Consider the following 13,489-nt stretch of genomic DNA (forward strand, 5'->3'; position numbering starts at 1 on the left):
ATGTAGTTTCTTAACAGAAAATATAAAACAGCCGCGACTTGTATGATTTAGAAAACCTGCGAGTCGCGGCTGTTTTGCATGCCGTTGGTGGTCAGTTTAAGCTATTTACTACTGTCGCTTGGTGCAAAGCGCAACTCACTGATCCAAGTTGCCGAAATCTCCGGCCTGCCCGAACCCCTGTGAGCGTACATCTTTCGCATAGGGTTTCCGTTTAACAGAAAGCTGTGGAAGACAGCTGTTTGGATCCCAAACTGGATTTTTAAGGGCTTTCCGGATCAATCCTTTGCATAAGGAGGCTTCGCTCTTCAGTCAGCCCAAGCATGCTCCTATTTTTAATTCTCTTTATTGGCACCCAAAAACTCAGAGTAAGCGACATCGTCAGCTAAAATGTGGCTTACCCACCATTTTTTGAGGTAATCGAAAAGCTTTTGGGTTGTGTTTTCGTTTGAACACGGCCTTGTCTCGCGTTAAGCGCTCTTTGGAATTTTTGCGGCGTGAGATAGCGGAGCTGTAAACTGGAAGCTCAATCCTTTCTCTTTGTTCTTCTTGACGCTTATTTTTCCCCCGTGCGCAATGATAATGCGTTTGCAGAGTGCCAGACCGAGGCCTGTCCCGCCACTTTTCCGGCAGCGACTGCGATCAGCCCTGAAAAAGGGCTCGAACAGGCGCTGCAGATCGGCATCCTCAACTCCGTCTCCACGGTCTTTTACACAAACGGAAAAATGCGTTGCTGATGCTGAGACATCCATGACGACGGGGTCGTTACGGCTGTTGTATTTTACGGCATTATCCAGCAGGTTGTCGCAGACCCGATTCAACAGTTCCGCGTCGATCTCAGCCGTCGGCAAGGATGGCTCCAGTTGGAGCTGAAATTGGGCATTCGGGTGATGGCGAAAAAAACGTTCCTCGACTGCATGAAAAAAATCATCAAGAAAAACGTTTCTTAACTTGAGAGGAAAATTGCCCCGATTTTCTCCGAGATCAAGTCTGGCACTGGTCAGAACGTTTTCAATCAGAATCTCCAGTTCTGACAGGTCCTCCCCGATGTCGCGCAGCCTCTTCAACATACGCCCGGAGTCGCCCGGTGATTCTTCGCACAATTCAAGGGCTACCCGCAGACGAGCCAAAGGAGTCCTGATTTCATGGGAAATATTGGCAAACAGCTCTTTTTCACTGTTGATGCGTTCCTCCAGGTTTCCCGCCATTTCATCAAGAGCAAGCGCAAGCTCACCAACCTCGTCTTTTCGGCGCAGACCACTACGTGTACTGAGATGACCTGCTGCAAGAGATCGCGACGTTGCCGTTAGGCGTTCCAGGGGGCGTGTCAATGCCCTTGTCAATAGCCATGACAAGATTGCAACAACCAGCAAAACGGTTGATATGGCAATTAGAAAGCTTAAGCCTCCGGAGCCTCGTCCCTCGATGAGCAGATAACTGGTTCCGTCGTTCAGGGAGACTGACTGTACCCAGCCGTCATCCTGGTGAATCGGGTGCCAGCCTCCGACTTTCTCCAGTTGTTCGGGTTTTAGGGCAGGCGGAAGCGAGTCTCCAACTGTTGCAATCTGTTGCCCGGCTGATGAGTAGATGACCAGACTTCGATTGAGAGCTGTGCTTATTCGCTGCAGCGTCCGTTGCAACTTTTGAGGATCATTGAATACTGCTTCGATGTCTGCTTTGAGGAGTTTTTGCAGTTGTTCGGGGCGACCATGAAACCTTGATTCCGGCTGAACGAAGACGGTCACCAGAGATACCGCAAGGGTGACCAGAACCAGCAAAAGCAGGCTGTTGAGATAGATTTTCCAGAACATGCGCTTGGGTATGAGAGTCATGTCGTTTCCGGAATCATATACTGATAGCCAACGCTTCGCACAGTACGAATGCGCTGCGGATGACGGGAGTTGTCACCAAGCTTCTGACGCAGCCTTGAAATATGAACATCGATGGAACGGTCGAATGCCTCATCGGCGTTACCCCGGGCCAGTTCCATCAGCCGGTCCCGTGACAGGACCTGTCCGGCACGTTCGGCCAGTGCCTGCAGCAGGGCGAATTCATAGCTTGTCAAGTCAAGTGGCCGCCCCAATAAGCGTGCCGACAATGACCCCGGATCAAGAGTCAGATCTCCAACAGTGACAACGGCGGTGCGCGGCCCACTCTGTCCACGTGCGCGACGCACCGTCGAGCGGATTCTGGCGAGCAGTTCACGGGGAGAGAAAGGCTTGTGAATATAGTCGTCCGCACCAATCTCCAGGCCAAGAACCCGGTCGGCTTCCTCTCCCCTGGCGGTAATCATAATAACGGGAACGTCCGAGTGTTCCCGCAACCGCTGGCAGACGGAGATACCGTCCCGGTCAGGAAGCATGAGGTCAAGCAGAATCAGGTCGAATCGATGCCTGAGGGCCTGTTGTAAGCCCTGCTCGCCATTTTCTTCAAGCGTGACGATGATGCCATGACCTTCAAGGTATTCCCGGGTCAGATCCGCCAGGCGGGGATCATCTTCAATCAGCAGCAGATCGATAAGCGCATCAGATTTCATAGCCGTTATCCGCCGATTTCCTTTTTGTAAGAGTCTTTATGAGGCCACCGAGCAACTGCCCGGTAACCACGCCCATCATAGCAAGGACAGTGAAACCTGTCTCCAGGGGAGATTTTGCCTGAAGATAGAGAATGACCGGCAGCGACAGTAGCGAATAGTAGAACCAGCCGAATGTGAATGCTTTTTGTCCTCTACGCATATAGCCGAGGGGGATATTCGCGCCGCTGGCGATAAACAGGTAAAAAAAAGTCGCAACCCCTCCGTCTGGCATTTGATTATTGTCCTTTCATTGATTCCGGGAACATTTTGTCGGAAGCGTAGGGAGTAATATCGATGCCGAAGTGAATATAGAGGTCGGGCTCGCCCGCCAGTGGGATCCAGTAGGTGTCAAGAACCATACCGACCATATTGACATACTCGACTGACCTCTCTGTCCTGTTGCCCTTCAGGGCAAAATTGGCGAGGCAATTCTGATGAGCCTCTTTCGGGCCCCTGTCACTGCAGCGAGTTCCAGGAATACACCCCATCGGCTCGGCTGCCTTATTCACTGCGATAACAGTCCGGTCCTTGTGGACCAGGATAACCGGAGCAGTAAAATTGTCCCAGTAGAGATGAAAATGTTTGATAATATCTTGACTGATCTGGGTGTGGTCCATCGTGTTAATCCTCCTGTTGCTGTTCGTTAAGTAGGTTTCTCAGCCGCTCGATCCTTTTACGGTTCGCCCCGAGGTCACTGTAGCCAAGCCGGGATGCCGAGCGCACATGAATCATTTTTTTATCCGGGAAATAAAACTCAACATCATCGACAAATCCCATGATCGCAGACTTGAATTCGGCATGGATGTAGTCTTTGCGCTGTTCGACCACAGTAACCCGAGGGGATGAAGCCAGGATTCTGTCAATGCTGGCCAAAGCCGTTTCTTTTGTGCCGTGGTAAGTCAGGGGGCCGATATAGTGTTTCTCGTCTTGCTGATCAGCCTGGCTGCTCACGCAATTTGGGGAATCAGGGCAATGTGCTAGACGGCCATTATTTACGCCGAGATTCGACGGAATTTTTCCCGAACATCCGAAAATGCTTCCCAAAATCATAAGTTCAATTGCTCCTGCGAGTAGTTTTTTCATAGGCTATGGATTTCCTGATGATCCGCTTCCGAAGGCTTATTCTAAGTTGTCATGAGCCTTATGATATTTTCGCTTAAGCTCTTTTCGCTGCTCCGGTGACAGGACCGCATTGATCTCAAGCATGTGGTCAATGGTGCGATGGAAAAAGGCTGTCATTTGCTCTGATTTTTCGTCGATCTGACTGTGTAAGCGGGCTGCATCCGGCTGATCGCTGAACAGACTGTCCAGGGTTTTGTTATGGTGAAATGAATTATTCCGGTACATTGATTTCGCGTCTTTCTGGATTTCACTTACGATGGCATGGATTTTGTCTTTCTGATCCGCCGTCGCGTCGATGCTGCTCAGGACATGCTCAACATGTTTTTCCAGTTTTTTCGCTATCCGGTCCGGATCGGGAGCGCGGTGTCGGTGGCATCCTGTCAGCAGCAGGCTCGAGACAACGATCGTAACGGCAATCAGGTAGCGAACATTTGTCTTTTTCATGAATTCTCTTCTCCTTGGCTAGATGTCGTTTTTTGTCTGTCATTTGGTGCTGATTAATCTAGCGATGTTTTATTGCCTGCTTTTGACGGAACTGTGAAGAAGTATGAAGCTGTTGATTATTTCGAAACGTATTTTGTCAGTCTCTCGGGATGTTTTCTGAAAAGGGGTGGGGGAGAAGTGCGTTGTTTCACGATTGGTCTGGTGATCAAGGGGAGTGAGCGCGTTGCTTGACTAAAAGGCTTGGCTCGGGCCCCTGTCCAAAGGCCAGGGGCGGATTTGATCCCTATGGATTGCTACAATAAATCGATTTGAAATCCCTCGGCATCAGTGCTGTACGAGTTCACGTTTCACTCTGTCGGGTACCATAATAAAAACGGCTACTTAATTTTATTGTTGAGTAGCCGTTTTTCGTTGATTGTGTGGGTTCAGGTAGACTTTAAACTAGATATTAACAGGAATAAATCTGCCGTTTTCTTGGATCCTTCTGCAGTTTCTGATGATTTTGAGAGCCGTATTGAGAGCAAAGCCTGCGCTTGGCGCAAATGCCCCAGGCCCTTCATAGAACATTCCTGTTTCTTTCCACTGCCGTTCCTTCAATTTTAAATCACTTGGCAGCTGGTTGATATACTCTTTCCCATGAGCCAGTTTATTGCGGATTTGAACAAATTTTTGGACACTCGAAAAATCTGCCTCCATTATTGATTTTAATTTCTGAGAAAAATGAGCTTCAGTAATTTTGCTCCATGAATCTGGGCGCCCTTTTGACGGCTCTTGATCCGTTAAATTTTCCAAGAAAAGATCTACAGCATTAAGGGCCATTATCACGGTCAAGTGGGGTGCTTTGTAAATTGAGAGTTTTGCTCTTAGGAGCATTTCCTTCCATGGCGGAAGTGGTACCTGTCCTGTTGGTTTTCCTTCAATGGTTAGTAACCCATTAATACTATTTGTGCTGTTGTCTGGGTTTGGAGCGATAGAAACCATCACATATTTCTGCTGTATGAATTTGGTAGTGATTCCTCCGGCAAGAAACTTAGCTCCATTAAAAAATCCTGTCTCTATAGAGTAGACCTCATCGAAAGTATCTTTTATGTCAACCAAATTAGTCTGCCCACTATCACATGAAAATGGTTTGCATACTTTTTTTCCTTCAGCCCATAAGGCAAAGGCACCACTTGTTGACGAGGCAAACATCTCATCTATTGCTGTGGCTATTTCATAGTCTTTTTGGCATGAGAGACAATTGACCGTTCCCCAATACCCTGCCCTTGTAATTTTTTCGAGCATTAGAGAATCCCCTCCATGACAGTATGGACATGAAATGAGTGGGGTGTCTAATAAGGTTTGCATTCGAAGCCTCCTTTTTAGCAAATGAAGAGTCCACCCGGACCATCCATCCGCAGGCGGGCAACTGGTTAAAGCTGGATATAGTACATTTCCAGCTGTTGGGTCGCGTTGTTCGGGACCCAGAAAATATTGCTATTGCCAGACCAACCGCCTCTGTTCCCGATGTCGGTTGTTGCTTCGTGGAGGAGACTTTTGTCGACTGTATCGACAATATTCGGATAGCCGTTTTTGATGGCTATAAGGACATCTGAGGTGCTATCCCAGTCGAGATCAAGGGTGGAGTTGACCGTTTGCCAAAGGTCGGGAATGGTATCAACAATATTCCCTGACGTGTCGAAGCTGGACAGGGCTGTTCCGTCTGATGCTCCACTCCATAGATTGATTCCGTCCCAGGCCAGTCCCTCGCAAATACCCGTGTCGGTTGTTGGGCAGTTGATTCGTTTTGAGGTCAAACCTGTGGCAGGGTCGATCTTGTAGATATAGTGATCGCTTGTTGTCCAGATCGCCGAACCGACACAAACGATTTCACTGCCACTGTTGATGTCGGTTTGGTTGTTGGGTGCCCTGGACAGAACATCTCCTGTGCCCGGGTCGATTTCCAGCCATTCGCTCAAGGCGGTATCATCCCCGGCAAGCATGATGAGGGTTTGCTCTGCCTCGTTAAAGCAGACATCGCCGACCGTTGTGATGCCATCAGGAAAAGCGAGAGTCGTTGCAAGTTTGGTCACCCGATATTTTTCTGAATCAACGCCTGCTTGAGTGACTGTCAGGGTTATTGTTTCGGAATCGCTCCACCTGTCATTGCTGACCGTGACTGTGATGACATAGCGGCCAGGTTTGTCCGGGGTGAAGGTGGCGACTTTGGAACTTGAATTTTCAATCGTTGCTTCGCTGCCAAACGGAGCGCTGTCAATGGTCCACTTGTAGTTTGATGTGCGGTCCAGTTCAGTATCCCTTGCATCAAGTTTGACCTGCTCCCCAACTGTTGCTGTGGTTGGTATGCTGGTATGGACAACTGGTTTTGGATCACCGCAACTGGCAAGAATGAGAAAAAGCAGTCCGATGAGAAGTGTTTTGAAGAATTGCATTGTCCCCCCTTTGGGAATTTAAGCCTTTCCGGCAATTGTAATGCTGATAATGCTGACAAGTCCAAGCCCTTTATTGACCTGGTCGGCACGAATTGTTTTGATGTCGCTTTGGGCTTGGGCTGTGGTTCTGTTATGTGTGTGGCTTTTTGTCAAAGTTTGCGCAGCTTACTTTCAAAATTATTTCAAATAACTAACCAAAAGGGACACTAGTGGTATCCCGCCCCCGGATAGAGCAAGTTAAGGAATACGGTATGTATTGGGTCAAATATGTACCCGAATACTTCCCAAGCAACAAACAAGCCCATGAATAACATAGGAGTATTATGTATAAAGTCCAGGTAGCTTATAGCTTTTTCCTTACTGATGAACAGAGGGATAATGCCACTGCCGTCCAGTGGTGGTAGGGGGATAAGATTGAAGATGCAAAGCATGATATTCAAAGTAAATGTTATGCTGAGAAGCACCGCTACTGCGTGGAGAGGTCCGTCTTGGTACGAAGAAGTTACTTGAGTAAAGTTGATATAATCAGGTGCATAAAACCAATCCAAAGCTATTCCAATGCGGATGGCCAGTCCGGTCATTAATACTAATAAAAGATTTGACAGCGGCCCGGCCAGTGACGTAACCGCCGAGCGGTCAGGATAGGTTCTTGCCCAGTCACGGTCGTAAGGGGCGCTTGTCCAGCCGATCATCCAGCCACTGACCAAAAACGAAAGGATCGGCACGACAATTGTGCCGATTGGCTCCCGCTTGATATGTGGTATTGGGTCAAGGGTCACCTGCCCACCATCATAGGCTGTGTTGTCTCCAAGCTTTAGAGCAGTAAAAGCATGTGATGCTTCGTGTACAACCATTGAAAAGATAAAGGCCAGATACCATAAAAGGCCTTCTGCTAGATTGCCCATACCCACCTCCTGGCTACGTCTAATTTATGCTGGAACGGTCTTTACTGGCAGGTTGTTGAAAAAGTCCATCCTTAGCCTTTTTCAAGCCCGGTGGAGAAAAGTGCGATTTTCTCCACCTTACAAAATCAATGACTTACAAGGCCGCCATTGATTTTGATCGCCCGTCCATGGGCTCATCAGGCTGTTTTTTAACAGCCTGCTAGTCACGAAATCAGTCAGGTCCGAATTGTCCCATTGGGGTTGCCGAAATTTTCGGCCTGCCCGAACTCTTTTTTGGGGGACAGGCTGCAACTATTGACTGACGGGCTGAAAAAAGTCTTCTCTTTCGGCCTATAAACAAAGGCGGTGGCTTGGTCTCTTGCGCTTTCCTGTCAAGTCGTTAAAGACTATTTTTTTTCGACGACTTTTTCATTCTGCGCGCATATTGATTTAACTGTCGTTGTAAAATCCTCAACTGTATCTTTATTCTCATTGATGAATTTTTCTTGAGAGCTTATGTATCCAATAGGCTTATACATTTCTATCGATAAAATTTTGTCATGACTAATATAACGGTAGGATTTTCCTCGTAAGTAGCTGTTAAGATTTTCTTCAAAGATATCTACAGAACAAAATCCATTACTTTTTTGATCAATGTAAATATTATCTTTTGTTCTACTTGAATCTGCTCTAGTGAAATAATACCTAATGTCAATGAGCTTTGATTTGTTTATATATATAATTATTTTTTTCTCTTTTGATATTAGTTCGTTTGTTGTTGTTTTCTCTTGCTCAAAATAATCAGTTTTTGTTGATTTGTATTCGACATTGAAAGGGAAAATAATTTCTGTTCTTGGAATCGTGCTGTCAATATATTTATTGCCATTGATAACTTCAGGTTTTTGAATATTGGCTGCGCACGAGGGAAGGAAGGGTAGGGTCATTAAAAGAAAAATAGGGAAAAATTTCACTGGTTCCTCCGCAGGTAAGGGATTTTCGGTCATGTAAGCTGATACTCGGTGTGTGATGAAATATTCTCAGGCCCTGGCTTTTCTATGGAGTCCTCAATTTTGAATGATTGAACGCCACTCAATTCTTGAATTCGATATTTCGGTTGATTGTTGCTATGACGGGGTGTGTTGAATAAATCATCAGAAAATCGCCCCCTCAACAATTTAAATGATTTTATACCAAATTTGGATGGCGGAGGAAGCAAATTCTCCTCATTGAATTTGCGAGTGATGCTTACGCGTTGGCTGAATGAGGTGTTCAAAAATCGGAAATTTTGTTTAGAAGCGATTCTTCCGACTGATTCCAAAGGTTTTCATAACGAGGCCGATTTGCAATAGATTGGCTGAGAATTTTTGCAGGCGTTTCCGCATCAAAAGGTCTGATTCTTGACAACACTGAGGCTGAAATCACTATTTTACCTTCCAGTGCTGTTCACCATCCGATAAATTCCAGTAACACCGGTCATATTTCCCCCAGACGATAGGATATCTGTTTCGTTGCGTCGGTCAGTTCATGACAAAGATTTTCCAACTGATCGTTGGCAAAACGATGTGCCAGGCCGACGATGGCAAGGGATGCTTTGATCTGATTGTTGTGATCGAAGATCGGTGCGCTGATGGCTGAAATCCCCTGCTCGCGTTCCTGATCATTAATGGCATAGCCATATTCACGCGCAAATACAAGCTCTTCCATGATTTTCTGTGGGTCGGTAATTGTGGTCGGGGTAAACCGTACCGGTTTTGCTTTGGCCAGAATTTTTTCGGCAAAGGAATCGGGCGAATACGCCATCAGGACTCGTCCGGCTGCTGTCGTATAGAGTTCTTCGACATCCCCCTCATTAATAACGTAAGCAAATCGACTGGGTCCAAGCTCACGGGCCAGGCAGATGCAGCGGTGCCTGTCAAGCACATACAGGGTTGATGATAATTGGGTCCTCATCGACAACTCTGCCATGATTGGTGTGGCAATCGCTTTCAGCGTGTTTGTTTTTTCATAGACCTTGCCAAGAACCATGACTTTTGGGCCGAGACGATAATTATTCTGTGCTGTTCGTGCCAGGTAACCAAGAGCGATCAACGTTTTGCAGAGCCGATGAACGCGGCTTTTGAAATACCCGGTACGCTGACCGATCTGCTGAAGGGTCAGTTCTGTTTCCTGGCCGTTAAAACATTCGAGAATCGCCATTGTGGTGACCACCGTATTGACCAGCTCAGGTGCTTTGTCCGGTTGTTTCTCTCTCTGTTCCATCTGATTTGTCCCATCACAATTCGACATCTGATAAAGCGGCTTACCGAAGCGGTCTGTCCTCTGATCGGATGCACTGCATCGTGATCTCTAAAACAATTAGTAAACTGTGCTGAAAAAAGCAACTGTTCTAATATAGTTAACGCAAAAAATTATATTGGAATGGAAATTGTGTTCTTGTAAAAGAGATCAAGCCAACCGGTTACGGTGATTGGTCTGGTCTTTACTGGCAAGGAGATACGCAGATGTTGAAATTAAAAGCGGATGAATTGGCAATGCTGGAAGGGAAACAAGGCAAGGCGACCCAGAAAGCAATGGAACTGCTGGTGAAGTATGCAGAGGGTCTCGGCGCAGAAGATTTCGTCAATACCAACAATGTCACGATCATTCCCGGGTCTGTTCCTGATGTGAAAATCGTTCGGCAAGTGGTTCCTTCGATGGATATCGATGAGATCGCATCGCGCTTCCTGCTTGACAGTGATGAGCGGGTGGTCGTTGACAAGGTCAAGGCTTTTACGACCACCAATGCCACTTGGCGGGATCAGGATTACCCTGACATTCAAAAAGGCAGCCGGGATCATTGCAATTTGCTGCAGCAATTGGCCGAGTACTGCAAGCGGGTGGGGATGATTCACCTGGCCACCTGCACGCCCTACCAGGTCGGCAATATTCCTGTCCGGGGCGAGCACATCGCCTGGACGGAATCATCGGCGATAGCCTATAGCAACTCGGTGATCGGTTCGCGGACCAATATTGAAGGGCTGCATAGCACTTTTGCTGCAGCAATTACCGGAAAAATCCCCAAGTGGGGCCTGCATCTCGATGAAAATCGTTACGGATCAGTGTTGATTGACGTTCAGGTTGATATGGCCAACCTGCGCGAGTGGTATCTGCTGGGCTATTACGTCGCCAGCAAGGTGGGGCTTGATCTGCCGATTTATCAGAATATCAACGATCGCCCTGACTTGACCAAGCTGATGGCATTGTGTGCTGCTGGAATTTCGGGCGGCAGTATCGTCATGCATCACCTGGTTGGTATCACCCCCGAAGCACCGACGGTTGAGACTGCCAGTGGCGGTCGGAAACTGAAATACGAACTCTGCTTCGGTGAGGCTGAGCGGCGGGAAGCTTACGAAAAACTCAACCGGACCAAGAAGGACGATGTCGAAATCGTGGCCTTGGGCTGCCCTCACTGCACTCTTGAGTACCTGCGTAAAATTGCCGAAATGCTCGACGGCAAAAAAATCAACGGCAACACCAAGCTGTACCTGACGACCAACAGCATGATCAAGGCGATGGCTGACATCCAGGGGTATACCAACTCCATTGAATCTGCGGGCGGGGTCATCATGCAGGATTCCTGCTGCCTGGAACTGGCCCTTGATCCCGACACGGTCTTTGTCACCAACTCGGCCAAGATGGCGCATTATGCACCGGGCGCAACCGGATTGAAGAATACCTGGTTCGGTACCCTGGAGGAATGTATCGACGCGGCGCTAACCGGGAAATGGAGAGGAGAACTGTGATGGAAAAGATCGTATTGAAGGGGCGCAAGGTTCATGGCGGCAGTGCCGAAGGGGAAGCTCTGGTGGCCAAGGCCCCCTTGGGTGGGTTCGGAACCTTCAACCTGAATAACGGTGATGTGGTCGACCTGAATCATGAATGGTTCGGCAAAAATGTCGCCGGGAAAGTGTTGGTATTTACCACTGCTTCCGGTTCTTCAGCCTGGACCATTGCTCATCAGGCGCTGCGTTACACCGGCTGTGCTCCGGCAGCCTATGTGGTCCGCAACAGCAACCCGCAAACCGCTCTCGGCTCTGTTGTCGCCCGGATTCCCTGTGTTACGGATTTTGATCAGGACCCGACGGAAGTCATTAAGGATGGTGACAGGGTCAGGGTCGATGCCGAAACCGGGACAGTAGAAATCATTAAAAAGTAGCTGGCTGCCTCTTGAGGCGCGGTCAGGTCATTTGGGATAAGCCGGGAAGGTGGAAGGGAACGATGAAAAAAATCGCGATTCTGGGCTGTGGCGCCCTGGGGAGCACTTTTGGGGGGCTGTTAACGGAGGCCGGTTTTGATGTCGCGCTGGTGAACCTGAAAACTGACCACACCGATGCCATGGAAAAAGCCGGATTGATCTTTGTGGAGAATGATCAGCAGCGGACAGTCCCGGTCAAGGTTTATACCGATGCTGCCAAAGCCGGCCCGGTGGACCTGATTATTGTCCTGGTGAAATCCAACTTTACCAGGGCGGCGATTGAAGGTGCCAGGGCTCTCATCGGTCCCGACACAGTGGCCATGTCCTTGCAGAACGGCCTCGGCAATGAGGAAGTGCTGGAAGACTTTTTGGGCAAGGGGCGTGTGTTGGGTGGCAAAACCTATGTCGGTGGCACCCTGTTGGCTCCCGGCAAAGTCAAAATCGGGGTCAAGGGGAAGAAAACCCTGATCGGTGAATTTGATGGGACGATCTCCGCGCGGGCTGAGCTGATCCGCACCCTGTTTAGCCAAGCCGGGCTTGCCACTGACGTCATCAAGGATATCCGCACCCTGACTTGGCAAAAGCTGCTGGTCAATGTTGCCACCGGAGCCGTCTGCGGCATTACCCGGTTGACCTACGGTCCGTTGCAGCAGAGTACCGAGGTCATGGACTGTGCGATGGCGGCAGTCGCGGAAGCGTTGGCGGTGGCCAGGGCCTCCGGAATCATCCTTGAGGTCAATCATCCCCGCGAAGTTCTTGGCCAGGCGGTTGCCGGTCTCCCCGCAGATTTTAAGACCTCGATTCTTCAGGATGTTGAACGCGGGACCCCATGTGAAGTTGATTTTATTAATGGAGCGGTCGTTCGCGCAGGAGAAAAGCTCGGTATCCCGACCCCGGTGAACCGGGCCCTGGTGGCCCTGCTTAAAGGGATTGAGCTGCAACAAAAACAATAAGGAGAAAACGACAAGTGAATACCAACAGACTCCGTGACAATCAGATTGTCCAGGTTTCTCCGGTGAAAACCCGGCGGATTGTCCATACCGACAACCTGATGATGGCGATCTGGGATTTTTCCGATGGTCCATGGGAAACTCCTGAACCATACCATTCCCATCCCCAGGACCAGATTGTTTATCTGGCGGATGGCGAGGTTGAGTTTTTTATCGAGGAGGAATCCTGTCTCCTGTCAGCCGGAGACACCGTTGCCGTGCCGGGGGGACTGCCACACACCGTAAGACTGCTGACCGAAAAGGTCCGTCTGGTAGATACCTGGACTCCTCTTCGGCAGGAATTTCTGGAAAGCTGACGTTGATCTTTAAGGGAGGAAACAATGGCAAAAATTTTGTTAATGCACGGTATCAATCACCAGATGTTCGGCAAACGCGACCCCAAACATTATGGCACCATTACGCTGCAGGAGATTGAACAAAAAGCGACGGCCTGGGCCAGGGAACTCGGTCATGAACTTGATTGTTTCCAGACCGATCATGAAGGCGAAATGGCCATCAAAATTCATCAGGCCTTTCTGGGGGATATCGATGCCATTGTTATTAACGCCGGCGCCTGGACCCACTACAGCTATGGCATCCTCGACGCCCTGAATATTTTTAAGGACAAAGGTCCGATTATCGAGACCCACATGTCCAATGTTCATTCCCGTGAAGAGTTCCGTCATAAGTCCGTGTTTGCGACGGCTGTGGTCGGTCAGATCTGCGGTTTTGGCGTCACCACCTACAAGATGGGGCTGGTCGCCGCAGACAGTATTCTCAAAGGCGAATAGCCAGAATCAAGTATGTAAAGC

The 13,489-nt window shown here is 48.8% G+C and carries 16 protein-coding genes; 5 read left to right on the forward strand and 11 right to left on the reverse strand.

The window, feature by feature from the left end:
* Nucleotides 1-467 precede the first annotated feature (467 nt).
* The 11 genes from N909_RS24030 to N909_RS0117750 form a co-directional block, all read right to left on the reverse strand.
* Entirely contained in the window at nucleotides 468-1,829 is a 1,362-nt protein-coding gene (locus N909_RS24030; RefSeq protein ID WP_051689931.1) for a HAMP domain-containing sensor histidine kinase, read from the reverse strand.
* Entirely contained in the window at nucleotides 1,826-2,533 is a 708-nt protein-coding gene (locus tag N909_RS0117700; RefSeq protein ID WP_029917471.1) for a response regulator, read from the reverse strand. Before N909_RS0117700 ends, N909_RS24030 begins: the two co-directional genes overlap by 4 nt.
* The gene (locus tag N909_RS0117705) at nucleotides 2,523-2,804 is read right to left on the reverse strand and encodes a hypothetical protein (RefSeq protein WP_051689932.1); all 282 of its coding nucleotides are present in this window, start codon (nucleotides 2,802-2,804) and stop codon (nucleotides 2,523-2,525) included. Before N909_RS0117705 ends, N909_RS0117700 begins: the two co-directional genes overlap by 11 nt.
* A 4-nt stretch (nucleotides 2,805-2,808) precedes the next feature.
* Nucleotides 2,809-3,189 carry a PAS domain-containing protein gene (locus N909_RS0117710; RefSeq protein ID WP_029917473.1) on the reverse strand — a complete coding sequence of 127 codons (381 nt, stop codon included), beginning with the start codon at nucleotides 3,187-3,189 and terminating at the stop codon, nucleotides 2,809-2,811.
* Between the two features lie 4 nt (nucleotides 3,190-3,193).
* Nucleotides 3,194-3,655, reverse strand: coding sequence for a DUF1499 domain-containing protein (locus N909_RS0117715; RefSeq protein WP_084167806.1), 462 nt, complete (start codon nucleotides 3,653-3,655; stop codon nucleotides 3,194-3,196).
* 36 nt (nucleotides 3,656-3,691) lie between these two features.
* A complete protein-coding gene (locus N909_RS0117720) occupies nucleotides 3,692-4,138 on the reverse strand; it encodes a Spy/CpxP family protein refolding chaperone (RefSeq protein WP_029917475.1) in 447 nt (148 codons plus the stop codon).
* Nucleotides 4,139-4,579: 441 nt separating this feature from the next.
* Nucleotides 4,580-5,485, reverse strand: coding sequence for a hypothetical protein (locus N909_RS0117725; RefSeq protein WP_155006002.1), 906 nt, complete (start codon nucleotides 5,483-5,485; stop codon nucleotides 4,580-4,582).
* Between the two features lie 65 nt (nucleotides 5,486-5,550).
* Nucleotides 5,551-6,570 carry a PKD domain-containing protein gene (locus N909_RS0117730; protein ID WP_029917477.1) on the reverse strand — a complete coding sequence of 340 codons (1,020 nt, stop codon included), beginning with the start codon at nucleotides 6,568-6,570 and terminating at the stop codon, nucleotides 5,551-5,553.
* Nucleotides 6,571-6,776: 206 nt separating this feature from the next.
* Nucleotides 6,777-7,475 (reverse strand): site-2 protease family protein, encoded by a 699-nt coding sequence (locus N909_RS0117735; protein WP_029917478.1) that lies wholly within the window; start codon nucleotides 7,473-7,475, stop codon nucleotides 6,777-6,779.
* Between the two features lie 386 nt (nucleotides 7,476-7,861).
* Nucleotides 7,862-8,458, reverse strand: a complete 597-nt coding sequence (locus tag N909_RS0117740) for a hypothetical protein (RefSeq protein ID WP_155006003.1) — start codon at nucleotides 8,456-8,458, stop codon at nucleotides 7,862-7,864.
* Between the two features lie 469 nt (nucleotides 8,459-8,927).
* Nucleotides 8,928-9,713, reverse strand: a complete 786-nt coding sequence (locus tag N909_RS0117750) for an IclR family transcriptional regulator (RefSeq protein WP_029917480.1) — start codon at nucleotides 9,711-9,713, stop codon at nucleotides 8,928-8,930.
* A 242-nt stretch (nucleotides 9,714-9,955) separates the two neighbouring features.
* Here N909_RS0117750 and N909_RS0117755 point away from each other — a divergent pair, with 242 nt between their 5' ends.
* The 5 genes from N909_RS0117755 (at nucleotide 9,956) to N909_RS0117775 (ending at nucleotide 13,468) form a co-directional block, all read left to right on the forward strand.
* A complete protein-coding gene (locus N909_RS0117755) occupies nucleotides 9,956-11,236 on the forward strand; it encodes an aconitase X (RefSeq protein WP_051689933.1) in 1,281 nt (426 codons plus the stop codon).
* Nucleotides 11,236-11,649, forward strand: a complete 414-nt coding sequence (locus N909_RS0117760; protein ID WP_162179139.1) for an aconitase X swivel domain-containing protein — start codon at nucleotides 11,236-11,238, stop codon at nucleotides 11,647-11,649. Before N909_RS0117755 ends, N909_RS0117760 begins: the two co-directional genes overlap by 1 nt.
* A 62-nt stretch (nucleotides 11,650-11,711) precedes the next feature.
* Nucleotides 11,712-12,641, forward strand: coding sequence for a ketopantoate reductase family protein (locus N909_RS0117765; RefSeq protein WP_029917483.1), 930 nt, complete (start codon nucleotides 11,712-11,714; stop codon nucleotides 12,639-12,641).
* A 14-nt stretch (nucleotides 12,642-12,655) separates the two neighbouring features.
* Nucleotides 12,656-12,994: a cupin domain-containing protein gene (locus N909_RS0117770; protein ID WP_051689934.1), complete on the forward strand. Its 339-nt coding sequence runs from the start codon at nucleotides 12,656-12,658 to the stop codon at nucleotides 12,992-12,994.
* A 24-nt stretch (nucleotides 12,995-13,018) separates the two neighbouring features.
* Nucleotides 13,019-13,468, forward strand: coding sequence for a type II 3-dehydroquinate dehydratase (locus tag N909_RS0117775; RefSeq protein WP_029917485.1), 450 nt, complete (start codon nucleotides 13,019-13,021; stop codon nucleotides 13,466-13,468).
* The last annotated feature ends 21 nt before the right edge of the window (nucleotides 13,469-13,489 follow it).

Origin of the sequence: Pelobacter seleniigenes DSM 18267, from assembly GCF_000711225.1 — a bacterium.
In the GTDB taxonomy this organism is placed as follows: domain Bacteria; phylum Desulfobacterota; class Desulfuromonadia; order Desulfuromonadales; family Geopsychrobacteraceae; genus Seleniibacterium; species Seleniibacterium seleniigenes.